The sequence below is a fragment of the Georgenia sp. TF02-10 genome (assembly GCF_022759505.1).
Taxonomy (GTDB): Bacteria; Actinomycetota; Actinomycetes; order Actinomycetales; family Actinomycetaceae; genus TF02-10.
Window position 1 is genome coordinate 3,090,675 of the sequence record NZ_CP094289.1, and the last position, 22,720, is coordinate 3,113,394.

The following is a 22,720-nucleotide window of genomic DNA, read 5'->3' on the forward strand; positions in this document are numbered from 1 at the left end:
TGGTCGGATCTAGAGTCGTGGGTATGAAGTGGTTGACGGGAGTGGGGCTGTTGGCGTCGGCGTTCGCGCCGCTCGTCGCCGTTCTCGCGCTCGTTCGCATGAACCAGCTCGGCTGGGCGGGATGGGTGATCCTGGGAACCTGCCTCGTGGCAGTGCTGTTCCTGGCACTGGTGCTGGCGAGCGTGGCGAAGATCCAGGAACGGACAGTGGTGTCCACCTCGGTTCGTCACGCCGACGAACGGGTGCTCGCCTTCACGTCAAGTTACCTGGTGCCGGTCGTCGTGGCAGCGTTCGCGCCACCGGAGGTTGCTACGCTTGTCGCAACACTCGTGCTGCTCGCGTTGATGGTGGTAATCTACGTCCGTGCGAGCCTGTATCACCTCAACCCGACGCTCGCGGTGATCGGCTTCCGGTTGTACGAGGTGACCACCGAGAATGGGACGATCGTGATGCTACTCACCCGCCGGCGGCACATACCGCAGCGCGGCAGCGTACGGGGCCGGTACCTTAGTGAGAACATCGCTGTTCAATGGGGAGGGCGGACATGAGTGCAGAGTCAGCGCGGCAGGCGCTCCAAGAAGCCCTTGATGCCGGGCCTGACACGTTGGACAACCATGTACTACGTGGAGCCGCACTCGGTGAAGCCGAGGTGACACGCTTCGGCCTCGTCGGCAACATGGCCGCGGACGTGGTCGCAGACGTCACCCACGCTGCCGAGACGATGGCACGCAAGCAGTTCCTCGCGTACGACCCGTCGTACCAGACTAGTACATCGCAGGTTCTTGTCGAAGCACTGGCGGACATCCCTGAACTCGCCGCTATCGACGCACTCATCCGGCAGGGTGATGTTCCCGACGACAACGGCACCGAGCCGGTCGTGGCGATGGCACATTCGATCGGCACGGGAGACGGGCAGATCGTCGCGTACCGGTTGAAGGGGGCGGGAATCGCGACCCGTCGTGCCCGCGGCATCCCGCTGGTTCCCCGCGATGGCGTGTATGTTCCGTTGACCGGAGAAGTAATTTACTACGAGCCCCGGTTCGAGGCGCTTACGGTCTCGGGGTTCGTGTTTTTCAACACCGTAACCTTGGTGCAGACTAAGCTCCGGGCCCCAGCCAAGGCCCGGCAGCTCGCGAAAACAACTCTCAAGTCCGTGACGACGCACATCCGCATTGACGGGTATGCCGAACTTGAGGCAGCGGTCATGGCCGACCCGTCGATGCGCGCAAAAATGGCCCATGTAGCGCGGCTGATAAGTGACGACCCGGAGTACGCCAGGCACTTGACGACGAAGAAGCTCGTGACGTTCGTCGGCGAACATCCCGAGTATGACATCGCAACCTCCAAAGTCGACGGGGAGAAGGGCCTCAAGTTCGATTCCGCCCCCCAGCACCGACACAAGATTCCGCGCCTCCTGGCCGATGACTACCTTCACAGCTACCTCACCGACCGCAGTTATGAGGCCGGGTCGAAACAGGACGTCTCGTCCTGACGCCCACACTCCGACGTCGAGCGACTCACAGTTGCTGGGTGAGTTCGATCAGCCAGTCAGCCAGAAAACTCCACCGCGGGGTGCGGCCGTCTGCCCATAGAGAAGCCGGAGAGCTATAGGTCGGCCAGCTCAGAGGGTGACCCCCATGATGGTGGCCGCGTTCTGCGTGATCTTCTCGATCGGCCAGTCCCACCACCTGGTACTGAGGAGCAGCTCGGTCCCCTTCTCGAAGAATCGTGACCGGCGGGCCGGGTTTCCTGCAACGACCTCGTAGGGCGCGACGTCCTTCGTGACGATGCTGTGGGCCCCGAGGACGGCGCCGTCCCCGATGGTGACGCCCGGCATGATGGTGGCGTCCCGGCCGATCCACACGTCGTTGCCGACCACCGTGCCACCAGGCTTGTCGATACTGAGGAACGTGTCCATCGTGTTGTCGGTCCAGGTGCCTCCGAACATGGTGAACAGGTAGGTCGAGGGGCCGATCATCGGGTGGCGCCGCCCGGCATGAGAACGTGACGCCCGGTCCGACGGTGGTGAACCGTCCCATGATGAGCCGCTGCCGGCCTACAGGTACTTGACGCATCACTGCTCGAAGGGCCTGGGGTCACCCTCGTTGTCGAAGTACGTGTAGTCCCCCACCTCGATCAGCTCCGAGGTGACCTGATTCTTCAGGAAGATTACGTTGGTCAGATCGCCCCGGGTGGTCGGAGTGAGCTTATTGGGATCGGGAACAGTGGTCATCGGAGCTCCTTCGTGTGGGGCTCGGGTGCGTCGGCCTGGCCGTGGCCGTGCTCATCGAGGACGCACGCAGGATGGGATCTCTTGCGGTCTCCTTGCCCAAAGGGTGGCACGGTGGACGGTTGGCGCAGGACCACCGGCACGCCGCGACGGATCCCCAACCACAGCGCCCCCCCCGCGCGGATGACCCGCACGTTTGCGCGCCGCCGGTCAGTCGAAGTAGTGCTCGACGTCGACCGGGCCACCCTGGGCGGCGAACTCGGCGGCCACGGCAGCGCGCAGGTCGGCGTCGCAGAGGTAGTCCAGCGCCGTGAGCGCCAGGCCGGCCGCGCCGTCGAGCGCCGCCGAGACCGCCGCCTCGCTGCCCGCCGCGGCGGCGAACTCGGCGGTGTGCAGAGCCACCTCCGGGTCGGAGACCTGGATGAGCGGGTGGATGCCCGGCAGGCGGAAGCTGACGTTGCCGAAGTCGGTGGACGCGGCGAGGGTCTCCGACAGCACGCCGGTCGGGAGCGGGTCCCGGCCGCGGCGACGCTGCGCCGCGACCCACCGCGCCGTGAGGGTGTGGTTGGTGCGGACGGGCAGCGACGGCGGTGCCCCGTCATCCCAGGTGATCTCGACGTCGGTGCCGGTCATCAGCGCGGCGCCGCGAGCGACGTCGTCGAGCCGGCGCGACAGGTCGCGCAGGGTGTCGGCGTACTTGGACCGGGCGTAGAGGCGCATGACGGCCCGCTCGGGGATGATGCTCGGCCGGGTGCCGCCCTCGATGATCGTCGCGTGGATGCGGTCGCTCGGCGGCATCTGCTGGCGCAGCAGGCCGATGCCCTGGTAGGCGAGCGTGGCGGCGTCGAGCGCGTTGCGGCCCATGAAGGGCTGCGCCGAGGCGTGCGCAGGCCGGCCGGTGAAGGTCCACGTGAGGAGGCGCCGGCCGAGCCAGACCTGGTCCGCGACGTTGAGGCCGTAGGGGTGGACCATGACCGCGGCGTCGATCCCCTCGAGCGCGCCGTTGCGGGCGAGCACCTCCTTCCCGCTGCGGCCCTCCTCGGCGGGCGTGCCGAGCAGGACGACCCGGCCCGCCGGCCCGTGCTCGCCGGACAGGACGTCCCGCAGGGCGAGGAAGGCGCCGACGCCGGCGGCGGCGATGACGTTGTGCCCGCACGCGTGACCGATCCCGGGCAGGGCGTCGTACTCGGCGCAGATGGCGATCGTGGGGCCGGGCAGGGACCCCGCCTCGGCACGGAACGCCGTCGGCAGCCCGTGCGCGCCGAGCTCGGCGGGCACGCCGTGGCGCGCGAGGACGTCCACGAGGAGCCGCGCGCTCTCGTGCTCTTCGAACGCCGTCTCGGGGCGGGCGTGCAGCCGCCGGACGATCTCATCGAGGTCACCGGCGACGCCGTCCGTGGCCCGCTCGACGAGGTCGGCGATGTCCGCCGGCGCCCCGCCCACCGTCTCACTCGGCTCGGTGTCCGCGGTCCGGAGCCGCTCGGCGGTCTCGGCGACGATGTGGTCGAGGTAGGCGGTGCTCGGCGGGTCCTGGCTCGTCATGCTCGCATCGTAAGGACCGGGCCGATCGCGGGCGGCAGCCACCGGCGGCCACATGCTGGACCCGCTGCAGCGCGGGTGTGCGCCGACCTAGGCTCGCCGGGCACATGCCGGGCCTCCGGGCGGGGCGCGGCGGATCGTCAGGAGCGACCCGGCGGCTGCGGGTCGATGAGGGGAGGCGCGTGAGCACGCCCAGGACTGCCACGACCCGCACCGACCGGCTGCTCGCCGGCATCGAGCGCGCGGGCAACAAGCTGCCCGAGCCCTTCACTCTGTTCCTCATCCTCTTCGCGGTCGTCGCCGTCGCCTCCACCCTCATGGCGCTCGCCGGGGTGAGCGTCCGGATGCCCGGCAGCGACGAGGTCACGGAGATCAACGGCTTCTTCACCGCCGAGGGTCTGACGTGGTTCACGGAGAACCTCGGGCCCAACTACGTCGGGTTCCCGCCGCTCGTCACCGTGCTGCCCATCCTCCTGGCCGTGGGCGTCGCGGAGAAGTCGGGTCTGCTCTCCGGCGCCATCCGCGCCGTGTTCGGGTCGGCACCACGGTGGGCGCTGCCCTACGCCGTGGGTCTCGTGGGCGTGCTGGGCAACGTCATGTCCGACACAGCGTTCATCGTCATTCCGCCGCTGGCCGCCATGGTGTTCCGCGCCGCCGGCCGGCACCCGGTGGCCGGGCTTCTCGGCGGGTTCGCGGCCGCGGGCGCCGGGTACTCGACGAACGTCCTCGTCACGAGCATCGACGCGCTCTTCGCGGGCATCACGAGCTCGGTCGCCGAGATCCTCCCCGACCCGGGAGCCCCGGTGAACCCGGTGTCGAACTGGTACTACAACATCGTCTCGGCGATCCTCCTCGCCGCGCTGGCCGGCTTCCTCATCGACAAGGTCCTCGAGCCGCGGCTGGTGCGCCAGGGCGTGCCGGTCGAGCAGCACGACGGCGGCCGGCTGGACGCGGACGTCACCGCGGAGTCGACGCCCCGGGAGCGCCGGGCGCTCGTGGCCGCGATCGTCGCGCTCGTCCTGACCGCCGCGGTCATCGTCGTCGCCGCGGTGCTGCCCGACTCGCCCTGGCGCAACGAGGACGGGGGCTACCTCCCCGAGTCCCCGCTGCTCAGCTCGATCGTCTTCATCGTCTTCACGCTCTTCATCGTGCCGGGCGTCGTGTACGGCCTGCTGTCGGGAACCATCACGAAGCTCGCGGACGTGCCGAAGATGTTCGGCCAGGCGCTGACGGACATGATGGGCTTCCTCGTCATCGCCTTCGTCCTGGGCCAGTTCATCGCTCTGTTCAACTGGTCCGGCATCGGGTCATGGATCGCCGTCACCGGTGCCGACGCGCTCGAGTCGATCGGCCTGACCGGCTACGGCGCGATCCTCGGCTTCCTCGTCGTGGCGTCGCTGCTCAACCTGTTCATCATCTCCGGCTCCTCGCTGTGGACGCTCATGGCGGCGGTCTTCGTGCCGATGTTCGCGCTCATCGGCTACGAGCCCGCCTTCACGCAGGCGGCGTTCCGGGTCGGGGACTCCGCGACCCAGATCATCACGCCGCTCAACCCGTACATGGTGGTGCTCCTGACCTTCCTGCGGCGCTGGGAGCCGCAGGCGGGGCTGGGCAGCGTGATGGCGCGGCTGCTGCCCTTCACGTTGTGCTTCTGGCTGGTGTGGGCCGCGATCCTCACGGTGTTCTACGTCCTCGACCTGCCGCTCGGCCCGGGCAACGGGATCTTCCTCGACCGCTGAGCCGGCCCGCCGCTGGGACGCGCCCACGATCCGGACGGCGCGCGCCCGCCGGAATACCCCGGCGGCCGGACGTGCTAGACGTGGAGGACACCGAGACGAAGGACGGCCCGTGGCACAGCCCCCGAAGATCTACGCCTTGCACGAGAACCCCGAGTGGTTCCCGCCGTTCGCGGCCGCCTTCGCCACGGAGGGCCTGCCCATGGAGGAGTGGCTGCTCCTCGACGGCACCCTCGACCTGGACTCGACGCCGCCGGAGGGCATCTTCTGGTCGCGGATCAGCGCGTCGTCGCACACTCGTGAGCACGGCCTGTCCAAGGACTACGCCCGCGCCGTGCTCTCGTGGCTCGAGGCGCACGGCCGCCGGGTGGTCAACGGGCGCCGGGTCCTCGAGCTCGAGATGAGCAAGGTGGACCAGCTCACCGCCCTGCGCGCCGCCGGAATCGACACGCCACGCACGGTCGCCGCCGTCGGCCGCGAGCAGGTCCTTCAGGCGGCGAAGGGCTTCCCGACGCCGTTCGTCACCAAGCACAACCAGGGCGGGAAGGGCCTCGGCGTGCGCAGGTTCGACACGTACGAGGACCTCGGGGCCTACGTGCGCGGCGACGAGTACGAGGAGCCGGTCGACGGCATCACCCTCATCCAGGAGTACGTCGTCGCCGCCGACGGCGGGATCACCCGGGTAGAGATCGTCGGGCACGAGCTCGTCTACGCCGTCCGCGGGGACACCGAGCGCGGCGGCTTCCAGCTGTGCCCCGCCGACGCCTGCGCGATCGACCCGACGACCGGCCGGCCGATCATGCCCCCCGGGGCGACGATCGCCATGGCGCCGGACGAGGCGGTGGGCCTCTTCTCGCTGCGCGAGGGGTACGCCGAGGAGCCGATCGTCGCCCAGTACGTCGAGTTCACCCGCCGCCTCGGCATCGAGGTCACCGGCATCGAGAACATCCGCACGGTGGACGGCCGCACGCTGACCTACGACGTCAACACGAACACGAACTACAACTCCGACGTCGAGGCCGTGGCCCCCAAGAGCGGGCCGCGGGAGATCGCGCGGTACTTGGGCCGGCTGCTGCGCGAGGCCTACCCGCTGGTCGAGGCGGTGCCCGCGGGCCGCTGAGGGGCCCGCACCGGCCGCCCACAGGCGGCGCCCACCGGGTCAGGCGGCGACCTGCGCTCCCACGCCGAGGCGCTGGGCCGCGACCTTCTCGCCCTCGCCGCGGACCTCGGCCGCTGACCCCCGCCGCCCCACCACCCCTCTCCCCGCGGGCTCGTCAGCTCCGTGCCCGCCCGCAGGCCGCTCTCCCTCCGGCTCGTCAACTTCGCGCCCCAGACAGCGGTCGCAGACGCCGTCGCGAGACGCAGAGGCGGAACCGGCGGCCGCGGAGGCAGGGTGGCAGGGTGGCAGGAGGAGGTGACCATGCTGGGGCCGAACCATCAGCCGCCCGCCTCACGAGCGCGCACCGGGCCGCTGGACCGTTCGCGATCGAGATTCGCGGGGCCCGGGTGAACCACCTCCGCAACCTTGACTGGACATCCCGCTCAACCAGCAGGTCGCACTGACCGGGCTCTCGGGGTCGGGTGAGTCATCGCTGGTGCTGGCACCCTGCACGCGGAGGGATCGTGCCGGTATCCGGCGCCGCCTAGCCATCAACGAAGTGCTGCTGCGCGCCGCCGAGCAGGTCCGCTGCGCCCGAGGCCCGGCCCGACCCGGCCCGCGACACGCGGTGAGGCATCGACGGCGAAGAGCCCGTGGACATGGCGTCCACGGGCTCTTCGCTCGTCGCGCCATCACGACGAGGGCGCGATGTACTCGTGCCGCAGGTCGGTGACCCTGGCGATGTGGTCGTAGTCGTGGTCCGCGGTCAGCACGGTCGCGTCGTTCACGATGGCGTACCCGGCGATGAGGATGTCCACTGCGCCTGCGGCGCGGACGAGCCCCGCGCTCCACAGGGCGCTCTGGACGTCGAGCACCAGCGACTCGTCCGGCGGGCGCTCGAGCGGGAACCCGAGGGAGATCCGCTCCCGGTAGCGTGCGTGCTCCTCGGGCGTCCGGGCGCTGTGGCAGAACTCGAACACCTGCGGCGGGCAGGTGACGAAGAGGTCGGCCGGCGCGCGCTCGATGCGGCGCAGCCGCGCGGCGATACCGGCGTCGCCGCTGGCGAGCCGGGCCCAGACGGAGTTGTCGACCAGGTAGTCGGTCACGAGGCCGGGGACGCAGGCGGGGCGACCGGCGCGCCGAGCTCCACCGGGAGATCAGTCAGTTCTGCGATGCCCTCGATCATCGCGCCCTTCTGCTTGGCGGCGATAAGACGGCGCAGCGCGAGATCAAGCACGGCACGGTTCGACCGCTCGCCGGTGAGCGCCTTGGCGCGCTCAATCAGCTGCGGATCCAGGTCGACGCTGGTCATGGCCATGGTGCACCCTCCTCTCCTTCGTCATATAAGCAGTTATATACCGAGAGGCGCAAGAACTCACAGAACTGACCAGCCTGTTCTCGCGCAGGTCGTCGCGCAGCTGCGAGAGGACGCACCACCACTGCTAGCCCCGGCACCTACCATCCGGGCATGGTGACGTTCGCGCTCCTCGCGAGTCCCTTGCTGGGCCCGGCGGTGTGGGCGCCGGTCTCGGCGGTCCTGCGAGGCCGCGGGGTCGACGTGCGCGACGTTCCGGCGATGCCGCGTGCGCCGCGGAGCCCCTCGGACGTGCTCGGTCATTTCCTCACGTCCCTGCCGACGGCGGGCAGCCTCGTCCTGGTGCCGCACAGCAACGCCGGGTTGTTCGTCCCGCGCCTCGCGATGGCAAGGCCCGTCGTCGGCTACGTCTTCGTCGACGCGCTCCTGCCACCCGCCTCTGGCGAGGTTCCGGTCGCCGAGGAGCCGTTCCTCGGCTCGCTCACTGCGCTCGCCGACGCTGACGGCATCCTCCCGCCGTGGACGCAGTGGTGGAGCGCGGAGGACGTCACCGGGCTGTACCCGAACGACGACGACCGCGAGCGCGTCGAGGGTGAGGCCCACCGCCTGCCGTTGTCCTTCTTCCGCTCCTCCCTCGAGGTGCCGGCCGGCTGGGACGAGCGGCCCGGGGGCTACCTGGCGTTCGGCGACACCTACCGCGAGGAACTGGCCGCGGCGGCCCGGCGCGGGTGGCCCACCGGCCGGCTCGAGGGTCAGCACCTGCACCAGCTGCACGCGCCGGCGGTGGTCGCCGAGGAGATCCTGCGCCTGGCCGGCGCGGCCGGCGTCGGCCCGGACTGACAGGCAGGGCAGCCGAGACCGAGCTCGGGTGACGCCACCGGCCCAGACGCCGTCGTCCTCCTCGGTCTGCCCGCGACGGGCGGCACGTGGGACCGCGCGGGGTCCTGGCTCGGCACCCGCGCCGCCTGGCCCCTATGCTCACGGCAGCCCTGCGGCACGGGCCGACCGATGGCTGCACGAACGGAAGGCGTGATCCCATGGCCGGTGGCCTTGCTGCCCTGCTCGACGACGTCGCTGCCCTGGCCAAGCTCGCCGCGGCGTCGGTCGACGACATCGGCGCCGCAGCCGGCCGGGCGAGCGCCAAGGCCGTGGGCGTCGTCATCGACGACACCGCGGTGACCCCGCGCTACGTCCACGGCTTCACCGCCGATCGCGAGCTGCCCATCATCAAGCGCATCGCCGCCGGCTCGCTGCGCAACAAGCTGCTGTTCATCCTCCCGGCGGCGCTGCTGCTCAGCACGTTCATCCCGTGGCTGCTCACGCCGATCCTCATGCTCGGCGGGCTCTACCTCAGCTACGAGGGTGCCGAGAAGCTCTTGGAGTACGTCACCGGACGCCACAAGAAGGAGACGGCGCAGCCCGCCGCGGCGCTGGGCGAGGACCACGAGAAGACGATGGTCAGCGGCGCGGTCCGCACCGACTTCATCCTCTCCGCCGAGATCATGGTCATCGCGCTCAACGAGGTGGCGGACGAGCCGGTGCTCAACCGGGCGCTGATCCTCATCGTCGTCGCGCTCGGCATCACCGCGCTGGTGTACGGCGTCGTCGCGCTCATCGTGAAGATGGACGACATCGGCCTCCGGCTCGCCGGGCGGGAGTCGGGCGCGTCCCAGGGCGTCGGCCGGTTCCTGGTCAGGGCGATGCCCAAGGTCATGGCGGTGCTGTCCGTGGTCGGTCTGGTCGCGATGCTCTGGGTGGGCGGGCACATCCTGCTCGTCGGCGTCGACGAGCTCGGCTGGCACGGCCCCTACGCGCTGGTCCACCACCTCGAGGCGGCCGTCGCCGGCGGCCTGGGCGCGCTGAGCGGGGCCGTGACCTGGCTCGTCAACACGCTCGCCTCGGCGGTCATCGGGCTGGTCGTCGGCGCCGTCGTCGTCGCGGTCATGCACCTGGTCCCGCGGCGGAAGACGAGCGGAGCGCACCACTGAGCCGAGGGCCCAGCGGCGGGGAGGTCCGGCCCGGCTCGTGGTCGTCCAGTCGGCGGGCCCGCGGCGCGCGGCCTACCAGAAGGCGCGGACCGCGATCGCGTCGGCGAAGCTCTCCAGCGCCCCGGGCGTGGTGGACAGGTACAGCGAGGCGTCCACGAGGGAGACCTCCATGACGTGCATCTGGCCGTTCTCCCCCTCGACCACGTCGATCCGGGAGAACGTCAGCTGCTCGTCGCGGCCCAGCCGGCTCTTGATGTAGGAGTGGATCGCCGCGCGGGCCTCCTCCCCCAGCCGCCACTCCGCGGCGGTCGCCTCCCGGGCGTGGGCCACCTCGGTCGGCTCCTCGCCCTGCTCGCGGTAGGGGCCGTGCAGCATGGCCTCCTTCTCGACGGCGTGGGAGACCAGGCCGTTCATGTAGATCAGCGCGGTCTCGCCACGCTTGTCCACCGACTCCAGGTAGCGCTGCACCATGACGCTGCGGCCCCGCTCGAGCAGCTCCATGGCGTGCCCCACCGCCTGCTGCCGGGAGCGGGCGTCGTTCGCGGTGTAGCGGCCCGTGCCGTGCCCGCCGGAGGACACCGCGGGCTTGACCACGAAGTCCCCGCTGGCCGGGAACCGGGTGTGCACCTGGTGCTTGGTCAGCCCCCGCTCGGGCTCGAGCCACACCGTCGGGATCACCGGCATCCCCCGCTCGGCCAGCTCGACCATGTAGTGCTTGTCGGTGTTCCAGCGCACCACGTCGGCGTGGTTGACCACCCGGGGCACCGAGTCCACCCAGCGCAGGAACGCCTCCCGGTCCTTGGCGTAGTCGTGCACCGAGCGCAGCACCACCATCCCGGCCTCGGCCCAGTCCACGTCCGGGTCGTTCCAGACGGCGACGCGCGGCTCGATCCCCCGCTCGGCGAGCGCGTCGGGCAGGCCGGCGTCGTCCTCGTCCAGGTTCGGCAGCGCGGCGCAGGTGGCCAGGGTCACGATCGGCTTCGACACCCGCTCAACCTATCGCGGGCCGGTACCGACGTCGGGCGGCACGTCGGGCGGCATTCACGCCCGGGCGGCGCAGTTCCCGCACCCGCACCCGCACCCGTGCCCGTGCCCCTGCCCGTGCCCGTGCGTACCCACCATCGGCCGCGCCCGGGACGCCGCTCGTTCCGGCCCGCGGCACTCCACCGACATTCTTGGCTCTCCTGACCCATCTGTGGGTGGTTCGGCGCGCCGGGGTAGGGGGCACGCCGCTCTCTGTCCAGGCTTCTGGCTTGTCGACGGTCAGTCACCTGAAGAGTGGAGAGCGGCGTGCGCAACGCAAGGGTATGGCGTGCCCTGATCGGGGTCGAGCAGGGTGTGGTGATCGAGCGGGTCGAGGGCTACGCGGACGATGGTGGAGGCGTCGCCATCAAGTCCCATACAGATGTGGATGGCTCGTGCTCTGATATCGCCATGACGGTCGCGGCGCGCGCAGGCAGCCTCTCGCAGGCCGCATCGTTGATCTGGGCCAAGGCCGCCGACTACGACGGCGGCCAGCCCCGCCAGTGGCTCCCCCTGGTCCAGCACCTGTCCGACGCCTCGGCCGTCGCCGGCCGGCTCTTCGACGACTGGCTGACGCCGAACCTCAGGCGGCTGCTCGCGGAGGCGGTCAGCGGCGATGCGTCCGCCCCCAGACGCCGCACCCCTGCCGACCAAGACATGGACGCGGCACGCGCGCTGCTGCGGTTCCTGGCCGGTGTGCACGATATCGGCAAGGCGACCCCGGCCTTCGCCTGGCAGGTGCCGGCCCTCGCCGACGTGCTGCGGCACGACGCGCGCCTGCCGATCCCGATGTCGATCGGCCCAGAGCAGCGCCGGCAGCTCCCGCACGGGCTGGCCGGCCAGGTCCTCCTGGAGCGGTGGCTCGCCGAGCGGTACGGCTGGCCGCCGCGTCAGTGCCAGGTCCTCGGCGCCATCATCGGCGGCCACCATGGCGTCCCGCCCACCGCGCCGCAGCTGACGACGGCGCGGTCCCGGGCCCACCTCCTCGGCGACGAGCCCTGGGAGGCGGTCCAGCGCGAGCTCCTGGACGACGCCGCCCGGCGCAGCGGCGCCGAGCGGTACCTGGCGCGGTGGCGTGCCCTACGTCTGGGCCAGCCAGCGCAGGTGATCCTCAGCGCCTTGGTCATCGTCGCCGACTGGCTGGCGAGCTCACCAGCCCTCTTCCCGCTCTTCCCCTGCGGTGAGACGCTCGACGTCGACGACGAGGCTCGGGCCGATGCCGCCTGGCACGAGGTCGGTCTCCCGCGGCCGTGGCGCCCCATCCCGGGCACCGCCGACCTCGGCGAGCTGCTGCACCGACGCTTCGACCTGCCGGAGGGGGCCACGGTGCGGCCGGTGCAGCGCGCGACGTACGAGCAGGCCGAGCACATGGCCCTGCCCGGGATCCTGGTGGTCGAGGCCCCCATGGGCGAGGGCAAGACCGAGGCCGCCCTGCTGGCCGCCGAGACGCTCGCCGCGCGCAGCGGGGCGAGCGGCTGCCTGGTCGCCCTGCCGACCCAGGCCACCAGCGACGCCATGCTGGACCGGGTGCTGCCCTGGCTCGCCCACGTCCCGGACGCAACGATGGACACGGAGCTGGCGTCGGGCCTCGCCGAGCGCCCCGGCGAGCACCGCCGCGCGGTCTATCTCGCGCACGGCAAGGCCGCCCTCAACCAGACCTTCCACGACCTCCGCTTTCCGGGCCGGCTCGTTGACGTCGGTCGGGACGTCGACGAGCGGGTGTCCGGCGAGTCCCGGCCGGACGGCGGGAGCCGGCCCGACGGCGGGAGCCGGGCTGTCGAGGAGGTGCCGGGTGACTACGCGGCGTTCGTGCACTCCTGGCTCTACGGCCGGAAGAAGGGTGTCCTCGCCGACTTCGTCGTCGGCACGGTCGACCAGCTGCTCTTCATGAGCCTGCGCTCGCGGCACCTCGCGCTCCGGCATCTCGCCCTGGCCCGCAAGGTCGTCATCGTCGACGAGGTGCACTCCTACGACGCCTACATGGGCACCTACCTCCGGCGGTCGCTGGAGTGGCTCGGCGCCTACGGGGTGCCGGTCATACTTCTCTCGGCCACCTTGCCGGCCCACCTGCGCCAGAGCCTGACCGACGCCTACGTGGCAGGGGCCCGTCAGCCCGACGCCGTCGACGCCCCGACGTCCCTGGCCGGCCGACGCCGCCGTCCCCCGCCGGACACTGAGGAGCCAGCACCAGGACCTGACCCGGCGTCCCCGGACCCTGGGGAGCGGGCACCCGGCGTCGCCGGCCCCTACCCCGTCATCACCGCCGTGGGCGGCACCCGGACCGCCCAGCTGGAGGTGGCGGCCTCGGGGCGGAGCACGTCCGTGGCCTGGAGCTCGCTCGCCGAGGAGGACCTGCCCACCTTCCTCGCCGAGGCCCTGGCCGACGACGGCTGCGCCCTGGTGGTCCGCAACACCGTCCGCGCGGCGCAGGCCACCGCCCAGGAGCTGACCGAGCACTTCGGGAATCAGGTCCGGCTCATGCACTCTCGGTTCATCGCCCACGACCGGCTCGCGAACGACGCGTGGCTGCGCAACCGCTTCGGCCCGCCCCACCGCACCGCAGCCCGGCCCCGGCGCGCGGTCGTCGTCGCAACGCAGGTGGTCGAGCAGTCCCTGGACATCGACTTCGACATCCTCGTCACCGACCTGGCGCCAATGGACCTCCTGCTGCAACGGGTCGGACGGCTCCATCGGCACCAGCGGGGTGCCGACGAGTCTGATCGGCCGGAGCGCCTCCGCCGGGCCCGGTGCGCCGTGCTCCACCTGCCCGACCCCGCCAGCGCGGAGCCCCGGCTCGAGCCGGGCTCGGCCCGGGTGTACACCGCCGAGGCGCTGCTCCGCGCCGCCGCCCTCGTCCACGACATCATCGGCGGCGGCGGGACGACCACGCTGCCCCAGCAGATCGCCCCGCTGGTACAGCGCGCCTACGACTCCCGGCCCCTCGGCCCGGCCCCGTGGGAGGCGGCGATGGCGACGGCGGCGTCTGCCGCCCGCGACGAGCGGCAGAAGCTCGAGGCGGACGCCGAGGTGTTCCGGCTCGCGGCCCCCCGCCCGGCCGGGGTACCGCTCGTCGGCTGGCTCAAGGGCAGTGCCGGCGAGGCAGACGACTCCGCCGCCGGAACAGCGCAGGTCCGTGCGGGGGAGGACGGCCTCGAGGTCCTGCTGCTCGAGCGCGGCGTCGACGGCTCGCTCACCGTCCCGCAATGGGTGAAGCCGTTCGGTGGCCGCACCATCCCGACGACCGACGTCCCGGGTAACCAGCTGGCCCGCGCGATGGCCGGCTGCGCCGTGCGCCTGCCCGCCTGGGCGACCAAGGGCGCCGCCGGTGACGCGTTGCTGGAAGCCCTCTCCCACGGCTACGTGGAGGCCTGGCAGCACCACCCGCTGCTCGTCGGCCAGCTCGTGCTTCCGCTCGACCCCGGCGGGACGGTCCTGGCCGGCCGGGTGTTCAGCTACCACCGGGATACCGGACTTCAGGTGGGCAACCCGTGACTGACGTCCTTGAGGTGGCAACCGATGACTGACCACGCGACCTTCAACCTCGTAGACCAACCCTGGATCCTGGTCCGCCGACCGGACTGCGCGGTCACCGAGGTCTCCCTGCTGACCGCGCTCACCGACGCCGGTGCGGTCACCGAGATCGTCGGGGAGGTTCCCACTCAGGCGTTCGCCATCACCCGCCTGCTGCTGGCGATCCTGCACCGGGCGGTCGACGGACCGCGCGGCGTCGACGACTGGGCACTGATCCGGCGGGACGTGGAGGGCCGCCGCACGCTAGTCAGCGACTACCTCGCCGAGTGGCGCGACCGGTTCGACCTCCGGCATCCGCACCATCCCTTCTTCCAGGTGCCGGCCTGCGCTCGGCCACGGGCGAGGTCTCCGGCCTGGAGAAGCTCATCGCCGACATCCCCAACGGCGCACCGCTGTTCACCACCCGGTCCGGCGCCGGCCTGGCACGCATCGGCTGGGCCGAGGCCGCGCGCTGGCTCGTGCACGTGCACGCCTTCGACCCGTCGGGGATCCGGACCGGTGCCGTCGGTGACGAGCGCGCCAAGGGCGGCAAGGGGTACCCCATCGGTCCCGGGTGGGCCGGGCAGATCGGGGGCGTCCTCGTCGCCGGAGCGACGCTGGAGGAGACCCTGCTGCTCAACCTCGTCGCCACGGGCGCTCCCGGGCTGGACCTCGACGGCGGTCCGGGCGACCTTCCCGCCTGGGAGCGGCCACCGCTCGGACCGGGCATCGAGGCCGGCCGGGGCGAGGAGCCTCGACCGACCGGTCCGGTCGACCTCTACACCTGGCAGTCCCGCCGGGTCCGGCTCGTCGGGGACGACGACGGCGTCACCGGCCTGGTGCTCGCCCAGGGGGACCGGATGACACCCCAGAACCGCCAGCGCGCCGAGCCCCTGTCGGCCTGGCGCTTCAGCGAACCGCAGACCAAGAGGGCGGGCGCACCGACCTACATGCCGCTCCTGCACGACCCATCCCGGAGCTTCTGGCGGGGGCTGGCCGCCCTGCTGCCCGTGGCGTCCGAACGTGTCGGTGGCCGGGGCGTGGACCGCTTCCTCGCCCCGGCAGTGGTGCACTGGGTCAGCCTCCTCGAGGGTGAAGGGCTGCTCCCGCGGCACGGGGTGGTCCGGCTGCGTGCCCAGTCCCTCGTCTACGGGTCGAACAACTCCGTAGTGGACGAGATCGTCGACGACATCCTCGTGCTCCCCGAGTTCCTGCTCCAGCCGGGCAGCGAGGCGCAGCAGCTGCTCGCCCGCGACGAGGTCGAGCGGACCGAGGCGGTCGCGCAGGCCCTCGCGAACCTCGCCAGCAACCTCGCGGCCGCCGCCGGGGCGGACGTCGTCGACGGTCCCCGCACCCGCGCCCGCGAGTCCTTCTACGCACGCGTGGATCAGCCCTTCCGGCGTTGGCTCGTCTCCCTCGAACCCGCGGAACCCATCCCGAGCGCGAGCGCCCGTTGGCAGCGCACCGTCAGGGACCTTGTCGAGAACCTCGGCACCGAGCTGCTCGACGGTGCCGGCTCTGCCGCCTGGCGTGGCCGGGAGTCCCGCGGTCACCACGTCGACGTCGGCGTCAGTGATCGCTGGTTCCGGCGCGCGCTGGCGGCCGCGCTACCCGCCACCCTCCCCCAGCACAACGACGAACGATCGGAGTCCCGTGCCTGATCCCACTGCCGCCCCTGCGGCACCGCACCGGCCCGTCCCGGTGAGCGTCCGGCGGGCGCGCACCGCCGTCGGCGCGCTCGTCGCGACCCAGGCGGGCCGTCTGCAGGCCGCCGCCCTGCGCCAGGACCCCCGGGCCCGGGCGCTGCTGGCACACCTGCGCCACGCCGTCGCGAAGGAACCGGGAACGGTCCCGGAGATCTGGGCGGTCACCCAGGTCCACCCCGACGACCGCTCCCTGCCCGACCAGCCAACCCCGGAGGAACGCGCCGCGCACGCCGCCCTCACCCTCTTCGCGCTCCACCAGCAGTCCCGGACCCGCGCGATGCACCAGCGCGGCGAGGGCCTCGGCCATGCGGTACGTCGCCTCGCCGTGGCTCGCGGCAACGAGCCCGCCGTCCGTCGGCGGTTCGATGCCGCGGCGACGGCACAGTCCTTCCCCGAGGCCCTGCAGCACCTGCGAGGTCTCGTGGCCCAGCTCCAGGACGAGTCCATCCCGCTGGACTACGGCGGCCTCGCCGATGACCTGCTCGACCTCCAGCAGCCGGACGGGGCACGCCGGGTGCGGCGCCGGTGGGGCCGGCAGTACTACGCCGAGCGCCGCACGACGGCACCCGGTGACCTCGAGCCGACCGACGACCGCCCTGGCAACGACCAGGGCACCGACCACGACGAGGAAGACCGATGAATCGCCTGACCATCGACGTGCACATCCTGCAGACAGTCCCGCCGAGCAACATCAACCGGGACGACACCGGCAGCCCGAAGACGGCCGTGTATGGCGGCACCCGTCGCGCCCGGGTGTCCAGCCAGGCCTGGAAGCGGCCGACCCGCCTCGCGCTGAACGACCTCGTGGACATCCGCGACCTCGGGTGGCGCACCAAGCGGGTCGTGGAGCTGCTCGCCGACGTCGTCGTCAAGATGGACCCCGAGCTGGCCGGCCGCGGCACCGAGATCGCCGAGACCATGCTCGGGGCCGCCGGCATCAAGCTGGCCGACCCGCGGAAGAAGCCCGACGCCGAGCGTGGGGCGAAGGAGTCGGGCTACCTCCTCTTCCTCGGCCGGCGCCAGCTCGAGCGCCTGGCCGAGCAGGGCATCGCCGCCGAGCGCGACGGTCGCCTGGCGACCGTGGAAAAGGACCGCGAGGAGAGGAAGCGGGCACAGGCCGCGGTCAAGGGCCAGAACCCGGTGGACATCGCCCTCTTCGGCCGGATGGTTGCTGACGTGTCGGATTTGAACGTCGACGCCGCCGTCCAGGTGGCGCACGCCATCTCGGTGCACGAGGTGGAGACCGAGTTCGACTACTTCACTGCGGTCGACGACCACAAGCAGGCCGACGTGGAGGAGGACGCCGGAGCCGGGATGATCGGCTCCATCGAGTTCAACTCGTCCACGCTGTACCGGTACGCCACCGTCGCGGTCCCTCTCCTGCGTGCGAACCTCGGCGACGACGAGGCCACCCGTCGGGCGGTGGAGGCCTTCCTGCAGGCCTTCGTCACCTCCATGCCCACCGGGAAGATCACCACCTTCGGCAACCGCACGCTGCCCGACGTCGTCCTCGTCACCGCCCGGACCGACCAGCCGGTGTCCTACGTGGGCGCCTTCGAGGAGCCCGTCCCCGCCGGCCAGCCCGGTGGACGGTCCGGGGAGGCAGCCCGCCGGCTCGCCGCCTACGCCCGTGACCTGGAGGCGGCGTACGGCGCCGCCCCGGCGGCCGCCTGGGTCGTCGCCGTCGGCGACAAGGGCGCAGCGCTGGCCGGGGTGGCTCAGCCGGTCACCCTTCCCGAGCTCGTCAGCCAGGCGGGCGAGCACGTGGCAGCCGCGCTCGCCGCACGGTCATGAGCGTCCTCTTGCTCCGCCTGGCCGGGCCGCTGCAGTCCTGGGGTTCCGAGAGCCGGTTCGTCAGGCGCACCACCGAGCCGCAGCCGACCAAGAGCGGCGTCCTCGGGCTGCTCGCCGCGGCACTGGGGCGCCGACGGACCGATCCCATCGAGGACCTCGTCGGACTGCGCTTCGGGGTCCGCGCGGACCAGCCCGGCACCCTCGTCCGGGACTTCCAGACCGCCCGCTCCCTCGACGGCAAGGCGACGTTTCCGTTGTCCTACCGCTACTACCTCGCCGACGGCGCCTTCGTCGCTGCCGTCGAAGGCCCGGACGGGTTGCTCGAGGGACTGGACGAGGCGGTGCGGTCGCCGGCGTTCCCGCTCTACCTGGGTCGGCGGTCCTGCCCACCGGCCGGCCCGGTGAGCCTGGGCCTGCGGCCGGGGCTGCTGCGGACGGCTCTGGCGGCGGAGCCGTGGCACGCCTCGCGCCTGCACCAATCCCGCCACGCTGGTCCGACCGTCCGGCTCGACCTGATCCTCGACGCCGAGGACGACAGCGTCGGCGCCGAGTCGAGCCGGGACGTCCCGATCTCCTTCGACCCCGCCTTGCGGCAGTACTCCTGGCGCAGCATCGTCCGGGACCAGACCGAGCTGCCCAACCCGCAGTTCGACGCCCGGGCACCGCAGCTCGACACCCGGGCAGCCCTGCCCGGCCCGCGCAGGCGTCGGGTCCGGCACGAGCCGCTAGACGCCCTGGGGGGTGCCTGAGGTGTTCCTGACACGGTTCGAGATCAATCCGGCCCGGCGCGGCGCCCGGAGGCTCCTTGGCTCGGCCCAGGCCATGCATGCTGCGGTTCTCGCCGGGTTCCCCCGCTCGGCCGTTCCCGAACGGGTCCTGTGGCGTCTCGACCGGGGGGAGGCGGGGACGTTCCTCTACGTGGTCAGTCCCCGGCAGCCGGACTTCACCCATCTTGCCGAACAGGCCGGCTGGCCGACAACGGCCGCATGGATCACGCGGCCCTACGACGCCCTGCTGAGTTCCCTCCGAGAGAACCAGCGGTGGGCCTTCCGCCTCACTGCCAACCCGACTCGCAGCGTCCGGGTGCAGGAGGGCCGGCGCGGCCAGCGCGTGGGGCACGTGACAGTGGCGCAGCAGCTCGACTGGTTCCTCCGCCGGACCGAGCGCTGGGGGTTCGCGCTCGAGGAGAGCACCGTGGACGGGGCTGCCCACCCGTCGGTCGCCGTCGTGGCACGCGACCTGCTCTCCTTCGACCGGCGCGAACCTGGCACGGCGGGCGCCCCGCGACGGGTCACCATCGCCCGCGCGACGTACGAGGGCCTCCTCCGCGTCAACGACCCTGCAGCGTTGCGCTCGGTGCTGATGGAGGGCGCGGGACCGGCCAAGGCGTACGGGTGCGGCCTGTTGACCTTGGCCCCGTTGGGACCGTCGTGACACGCGGCCCGGCACCTCCGCCGATCTCGTCACTGGCGCGTGCCGCCGACCGGCTCAGTTTCGTGTACCTGGAGCACGCGGTGATCCACCGGGACGCCAACGCCATCACGTCGACCGACCAACGCGGCATCGTCCACATCCCGGCGGCCTCGCTCGGCACGCTCATCCTCGGCCCGGGCACGACCATCAGCCACGGGGCCGTGATGCTGCTTGCCGAGAGCGGTGCCACGGCCGTCTGGGCCGGCGAGCGGGCCGTCCGGTACTACGCGCACGGCCGCCCGCTCTCGCGGAGCTCGAGCCTGCTGGAGGAGCAGGCACGGCTGGTGTCGAACCGTAACCTGCGGCTGGCGGTGGCCCGCGAGATGTATGCGATGCGGTTCCCTGGTGAGGAGGTCTCGGCACCGAGCATGCAGCAGCTCCGCGGTCGGGAGGGCGCGCGGGTGCGGCGCAGCTATCGGGAGCACAGCGAGCGCACCGGCGTTCCGTGGGGCCGCCGGGACTACCGGCCGGACGACTTCGCCGCCTCGGATGCGGTCAACCAGGCACTCTCGGCGGCGAACACCGCGCTGTACGGTCTCGTGCACGCCGCCATCGTCGCCCTGGGGTGCAGCCCGGGCCTGGGGTTCGTGCACACCGGCCATGACCGCTCCTTCGTCTACGACGTCGCCGACCTGTACAAGGCCGAGGTCTCGATCCCGGTTGCGTTCGACGTGGCCAAGGAGCCTCTGGCAGACGTGCCGACCATGACCCGGCGGCTGATGCGCGACCGCATGACGGAGCTCCACCTGATCGAGCGGTGCGTGCGCGACATCCAGCACCTGCTGGGCAGCCGGCCCGAGGAGGGAGAGGGCGAGCTGGACGACGGCGTCGAGGCGGACGTCGTCGCACTGTGGGACGGCGCCGACGAAGTGGTGGCCGCCGGGACCAATTACGGCGAGGAGGACGTGGACTGGTGATGGTGCTCGTGCTCACTGCATGCCCGACCGGACTACGCGGACAGCTGACACGCTGGCTGCTGGAGGTCGCGCCTGGCGTGTTCGTCGGAAACCCGAACCCACGCGTGCGGGACGGGTTGTGGGAGCGGGTCGCGGAGGGCATCGGTGGTGGCCGTGCGCTCCTCGTGCACTCTGCCCGGAACGAGCAGCGCCTGGCCTTCCGCAGTCACGGCCATGACTGGAAGCCCACCGACTTCGAGGGCATCGAGCTCATGATGCGTCCGCTGCCCGACGACGGACGTGGTCCGCTCTTCCTCGGCGCCGCCCCCCGCCCGCCGGAGCACTGGAGCACCGCTGCCCGGAGGCGCCGGTTCGGCAGGATGGCCAACCGGGATCCCGGGCTCAAGTGATGTAGTTTGAGGCAGCGAGCCGGCATCCGTGCTGGTCAGCCAGTGTGGTCCCCGCGCTCGCGGGGGTGATCCCCCGGCCATCCGGGTGATCGGCCTCAAGGGCGCGTGGTCCCCGCGCTCGCGGGGGTGATCCCACCGGGTCCGACGGAGGGCTCGGCAGCGTCCCGTGGTCCCCGCGCTCGCGGGGGTGATCCCTACGCCGTCGGCCTCTTCCTGAGCAACCCGGCGTGGTCCCCGCGCTCGCGGGGGTGATCCCCGTGCGGTGTCGACCTCGGCCCACAGCTTGGCGTGGTCCCCGCGCTCGCGGGGGTGATCCCACCGCGGACTTGATGTAGTCCCAGCCGGCCTTGTGGTCCCCGCGCTCGCGGGGGTGATCCCCCGTCCCCGATGATGGCCCGGTCGAGGTAGGCGTGGTCCCCGCGCTCGCGGGGGTGATCCCCCCACGCGGTGGGCGAGGGGCGGGACAGGCCCGTGGTCCCCGCGCTCGCGGGGGTGATCCCACCGGGCGCACCTACATCGTCTACACGACACCGTGGTCCCCGCGCTCGCGGGGGTGATCCCTCGCGGACGAAGCGGGTACCAGCCGCCGTCAAGTGGTCCCCGCGCTCGCGGGGGTGATCCCATCTCCCGGTTCCACTCCCGGTACTCAAAGCTGTGGTCCCCGCGCTTGCGGGGGTGATCCCACCGGGTCCATCGACTTCCTGTGGCAGCACCGGTGGTCCCCGCGCTCGCGGGGGTGATCCCGCCTCTCAGCCCGTCGGGAGCGCGAGGAGCGGGTGGTCCCCGCGCTCGCGGGGGTGATCCGCCAGGGCGCCGACGTGGTGCCTGGTCCGGCCGTGGTCCCCGCGCTCGCGGGGGTGATCCGGCGACGGCGCCGGAGTCCTCCTCCCACCCGAAGTGGTCCCCGCGCTCGCGGGGGTGATCCCCCGAGCTGGGGGTAGCGCTGCTGGCTGGTCTCGTGGTCCCCGCGCTCGCGGGGGTGATCCCCCGGAAGCACCCGACCAGGGCGACCACTGCCCGTGGTCCCCGCGCTCGCGGGGCTGATCCCCTGATCAAGGGCTACTGGGAGGGCGCCAAGGCGTGGTCCCCGCGCTCGCGGGGGTGATCCGGTCGCGTCCCAGTCGACGTAGCGGGCGTCGTTGTGGTCCCCGCGCTCGCGGGGGTGATCCCTCAGGACCGCCGCGCCCACCAGTCGTCGATCAGTGGTCCCCGCGCTCGCGAGGGTGATCCCCGCTCAGCCTGGGCCGGGTCCGTCTCCATGAGGTGGTCCCCGCGCTCGCGGGGGTGATCCCGCGACCAGGGCGCCGTCGTCCGCGAGGGTCTGGTGGTCCCCGCGCTCGCGGGGGTGATCCGTAGAAGGCGTCCGCGCCGTCGCCGTCCTTGAAGTGGTCCCCGCGCTCGCGGGGGTGATCCGCCAGGGCGCCGACGTGGTGCCTGGTCCGGCCGTGGTCCCCGCGCTCGCGGGGGTGATCCGGTCACCAAGCACTACGAGTACATCTTCGGTGGGTGGTCCCCGCGCTCGCGGGGGTGATCCCTTCAGCTTCGACTGGATCACTGCCGAGAGGACGTGGTCCCCGCGCTCGCGGGGGTGATCCCTCCTCCATCTCCATGTCGCCCGGGTCGGGGAAGTGGTCACCGCGCTCGCGGGGGTGATCCCATCGCCACCTCCGCCGACAAGGCCGGGTAGCAGTGGTCCCCGCGCTCGCGGGGGTGATCCGGTCACCAAGCACTACGAGTACATCTTCGGTGGGTGGTCCCCGCGCTCGCGGGGGTGATCCCTTCAGCTTCGACTGGATCACTGCCGAGAGGACGTGGTCCCCGCGCTCGCGGGGGTGATCCCTCCTCCATCTCCATGTCGCCCGGGTCGGGGAAGTGGTCACCGCGCTCGCGGGGGTGATCCCATCGCCACCTCCGCCGACAAGGCCGGGTAGCAGTGGTCCCCGCGCTCGCGGGGGTGATCCCGTCCCGGTGACCCGCTCACCCTCCACGCCGACGTGGTCC

General features: G+C 72.0%; 19 protein-coding genes, 1 pseudogene and 1 CRISPR repeat array (1 of these 21 running past the window's edge). Of the genes and pseudogenes, 14 read left to right on the top strand and 6 right to left on the bottom strand.

Annotated elements, in window-relative coordinates; translation table 11 throughout:
• The first annotated feature begins 23 nt into the window (after positions 1-23).
• Both MF406_RS13920 and MF406_RS13925 read left to right on the top strand, forming a co-directional pair.
• Positions 24-548, top strand: a complete 525-nt coding sequence (locus MF406_RS13920) for a hypothetical protein (RefSeq protein ID WP_242894834.1) — start codon at positions 24-26, stop codon at positions 546-548.
• Positions 545-1,492, top strand: a complete 948-nt coding sequence (locus MF406_RS13925) for a hypothetical protein (protein WP_242894836.1) — start codon at positions 545-547, stop codon at positions 1,490-1,492. Before MF406_RS13920 ends, MF406_RS13925 begins: the two co-directional genes overlap by 4 nt.
• A gap of 129 nt (positions 1,493-1,621) precedes the next feature.
• Here MF406_RS13925 and MF406_RS13930 read toward each other — a convergent pair whose 3' ends face one another.
• From MF406_RS13930 to MF406_RS13940, 3 genes are all read right to left on the bottom strand, one after another.
• Positions 1,622-1,978 (bottom strand): CatB-related O-acetyltransferase, encoded by a 357-nt coding sequence (locus tag MF406_RS13930; protein WP_305852961.1) that lies wholly within the window; start codon positions 1,976-1,978, stop codon positions 1,622-1,624.
• A 96-nt stretch (positions 1,979-2,074) separates the two neighbouring features.
• Positions 2,075-2,233 (bottom strand): hypothetical protein, encoded by a 159-nt coding sequence (locus MF406_RS13935; protein WP_242894838.1) that lies wholly within the window; start codon positions 2,231-2,233, stop codon positions 2,075-2,077.
• Positions 2,234-2,440: 207 nt separating this feature from the next.
• Entirely contained in the window at positions 2,441-3,772 is a 1,332-nt protein-coding gene (locus tag MF406_RS13940) for a M20 family metallopeptidase (RefSeq protein ID WP_242894839.1), read from the bottom strand.
• A gap of 179 nt (positions 3,773-3,951) precedes the next feature.
• On the opposite strand from MF406_RS13940, the gene MF406_RS13945 reads away from it, so the two are divergent.
• Together MF406_RS13945 and MF406_RS13950 are read left to right on the top strand one after the other, a co-directional pair.
• A complete protein-coding gene (locus MF406_RS13945) occupies positions 3,952-5,508 on the top strand; it encodes an AbgT family transporter (protein ID WP_242894847.1) in 1,557 nt (518 codons plus the stop codon).
• Positions 5,509-5,617: 109 nt separating this feature from the next.
• Complete coding sequence (locus MF406_RS13950; RefSeq protein ID WP_242894855.1) at positions 5,618-6,625, top strand: RimK family alpha-L-glutamate ligase; 1,008 nt, start codon at positions 5,618-5,620, stop codon at positions 6,623-6,625.
• Between the two features lie 671 nt (positions 6,626-7,296).
• Here the strand turns inward: MF406_RS13950 and MF406_RS13955 are convergent.
• Both MF406_RS13955 and MF406_RS13960 read right to left on the bottom strand, forming a co-directional pair.
• Entirely contained in the window at positions 7,297-7,710 is a 414-nt protein-coding gene (locus MF406_RS13955) for a PIN domain-containing protein (protein ID WP_242894857.1), read from the bottom strand.
• Positions 7,707-7,922, bottom strand: coding sequence for a type II toxin-antitoxin system VapB family antitoxin (locus MF406_RS13960; protein ID WP_242894859.1), 216 nt, complete (start codon positions 7,920-7,922; stop codon positions 7,707-7,709). Before MF406_RS13960 ends, MF406_RS13955 begins: the two co-directional genes overlap by 4 nt.
• A 150-nt stretch (positions 7,923-8,072) precedes the next feature.
• Between MF406_RS13960 and MF406_RS13965 the strand changes: the two genes are divergently transcribed.
• Together MF406_RS13965 and MF406_RS13970 are read left to right on the top strand one after the other, a co-directional pair.
• Positions 8,073-8,759: a hypothetical protein gene (locus MF406_RS13965; RefSeq protein WP_242894861.1), complete on the top strand. Its 687-nt coding sequence runs from the start codon at positions 8,073-8,075 to the stop codon at positions 8,757-8,759.
• Positions 8,760-8,956: 197 nt separating this feature from the next.
• Positions 8,957-9,907: a DUF808 domain-containing protein gene (locus tag MF406_RS13970; RefSeq protein ID WP_242894863.1), complete on the top strand. Its 951-nt coding sequence runs from the start codon at positions 8,957-8,959 to the stop codon at positions 9,905-9,907.
• A 72-nt stretch (positions 9,908-9,979) separates the two neighbouring features.
• Here MF406_RS13970 and MF406_RS13975 read toward each other — a convergent pair whose 3' ends face one another.
• A complete protein-coding gene (locus MF406_RS13975) occupies positions 9,980-10,894 on the bottom strand; it encodes a RimK family alpha-L-glutamate ligase (protein WP_242894865.1) in 915 nt (304 codons plus the stop codon).
• Between the two features lie 303 nt (positions 10,895-11,197).
• Between MF406_RS13975 and MF406_RS13980 the strand changes: the two genes are divergently transcribed.
• From MF406_RS13980 to cas2e, 8 genes and pseudogenes are all read left to right on the top strand, one after another.
• Entirely contained in the window at positions 11,198-14,422 is a 3,225-nt protein-coding gene (locus tag MF406_RS13980; protein ID WP_242894866.1) for a CRISPR-associated endonuclease Cas3'', read from the top strand.
• Positions 14,423-14,446: 24 nt separating this feature from the next.
• Positions 14,447-16,101: pseudogene (casA, locus tag MF406_RS13985) on the top strand (type I-E CRISPR-associated protein Cse1/CasA).
• Positions 16,094-16,786: a type I-E CRISPR-associated protein Cse2/CasB gene (gene casB / locus MF406_RS13990; RefSeq protein WP_242894877.1), complete on the top strand. Its 693-nt coding sequence runs from the start codon at positions 16,094-16,096 to the stop codon at positions 16,784-16,786. The pseudogene casA and the gene casB overlap by 8 nt, the downstream one beginning before the upstream one ends.
• Positions 16,783-17,940, top strand: a complete 1,158-nt coding sequence (gene cas7e / locus MF406_RS13995) for a type I-E CRISPR-associated protein Cas7/Cse4/CasC (RefSeq protein ID WP_242894879.1) — start codon at positions 16,783-16,785, stop codon at positions 17,938-17,940. The genes casB and cas7e overlap by 4 nt, the downstream gene beginning before the upstream one ends.
• The gene (cas5e, locus tag MF406_RS14000; RefSeq protein WP_242894881.1) at positions 17,937-18,689 is read left to right on the top strand and encodes a type I-E CRISPR-associated protein Cas5/CasD; all 753 of its coding nucleotides are present in this window, start codon (positions 17,937-17,939) and stop codon (positions 18,687-18,689) included. Before cas7e ends, cas5e begins: the two co-directional genes overlap by 4 nt.
• 1 nt (position 18,690) lies before the next feature.
• The gene (cas6e, locus tag MF406_RS14005) at positions 18,691-19,374 is read left to right on the top strand and encodes a type I-E CRISPR-associated protein Cas6/Cse3/CasE (protein ID WP_242894890.1); all 684 of its coding nucleotides are present in this window, start codon (positions 18,691-18,693) and stop codon (positions 19,372-19,374) included.
• Positions 19,371-20,330: a type I-E CRISPR-associated endonuclease Cas1e gene (gene cas1e, locus MF406_RS14010; protein ID WP_256463899.1), complete on the top strand. Its 960-nt coding sequence runs from the start codon at positions 19,371-19,373 to the stop codon at positions 20,328-20,330. Before cas6e ends, cas1e begins: the two co-directional genes overlap by 4 nt.
• Positions 20,330-20,719: a type I-E CRISPR-associated endoribonuclease Cas2e gene (gene cas2e, locus MF406_RS14015; protein WP_242897805.1), complete on the top strand. Its 390-nt coding sequence runs from the start codon at positions 20,330-20,332 to the stop codon at positions 20,717-20,719. The genes cas1e and cas2e overlap by 1 nt, the downstream gene beginning before the upstream one ends.
• 44 nt (positions 20,720-20,763) lie before the next feature.
• A CRISPR array of direct repeats spans positions 20,764-22,720; the repeat unit is 29 nt; unit sequence GTGGTCCCCGCGCTCGCGGGGGTGATCCC; it runs 994 nt beyond the window's last position.

Coding starts and splice junctions, on each gene's coding strand:
- MF406_RS13920 (WP_242894834.1), top strand. CDS start 24: ATGAAGTGGTTGACGGGAGTGGGGCTGTTGGCGTCGGCGTTCGCGCCG.
- MF406_RS13925 (WP_242894836.1), top strand. CDS start 545: ATGAGTGCAGAGTCAGCGCGGCAGGCGCTCCAAGAAGCCCTTGATGCC.
- MF406_RS13930 (WP_305852961.1), bottom strand. CDS start 1,978: ATGATCGGCCCCTCGACCTACCTGTTCACCATGTTCGGAGGCACCTGG.
- MF406_RS13935 (WP_242894838.1), bottom strand. CDS start 2,233: ATGACCACTGTTCCCGATCCCAATAAGCTCACTCCGACCACCCGGGGC.
- MF406_RS13940 (WP_242894839.1), bottom strand. CDS start 3,772: ATGACGAGCCAGGACCCGCCGAGCACCGCCTACCTCGACCACATCGTC.
- MF406_RS13960 (WP_242894859.1), bottom strand. CDS start 7,922: ATGGCCATGACCAGCGTCGACCTGGATCCGCAGCTGATTGAGCGCGCC.
- MF406_RS13965 (WP_242894861.1), top strand. CDS start 8,073: ATGGTGACGTTCGCGCTCCTCGCGAGTCCCTTGCTGGGCCCGGCGGTG.
- MF406_RS13970 (WP_242894863.1), top strand. CDS start 8,957: ATGGCCGGTGGCCTTGCTGCCCTGCTCGACGACGTCGCTGCCCTGGCC.
- cas7e (WP_242894879.1), top strand. CDS start 16,783: ATGAATCGCCTGACCATCGACGTGCACATCCTGCAGACAGTCCCGCCG.
- cas5e (WP_242894881.1), top strand. CDS start 17,937: ATGAGCGTCCTCTTGCTCCGCCTGGCCGGGCCGCTGCAGTCCTGGGGT.
- cas2e (WP_242897805.1), top strand. CDS start 20,330: ATGGTGCTCGTGCTCACTGCATGCCCGACCGGACTACGCGGACAGCTG.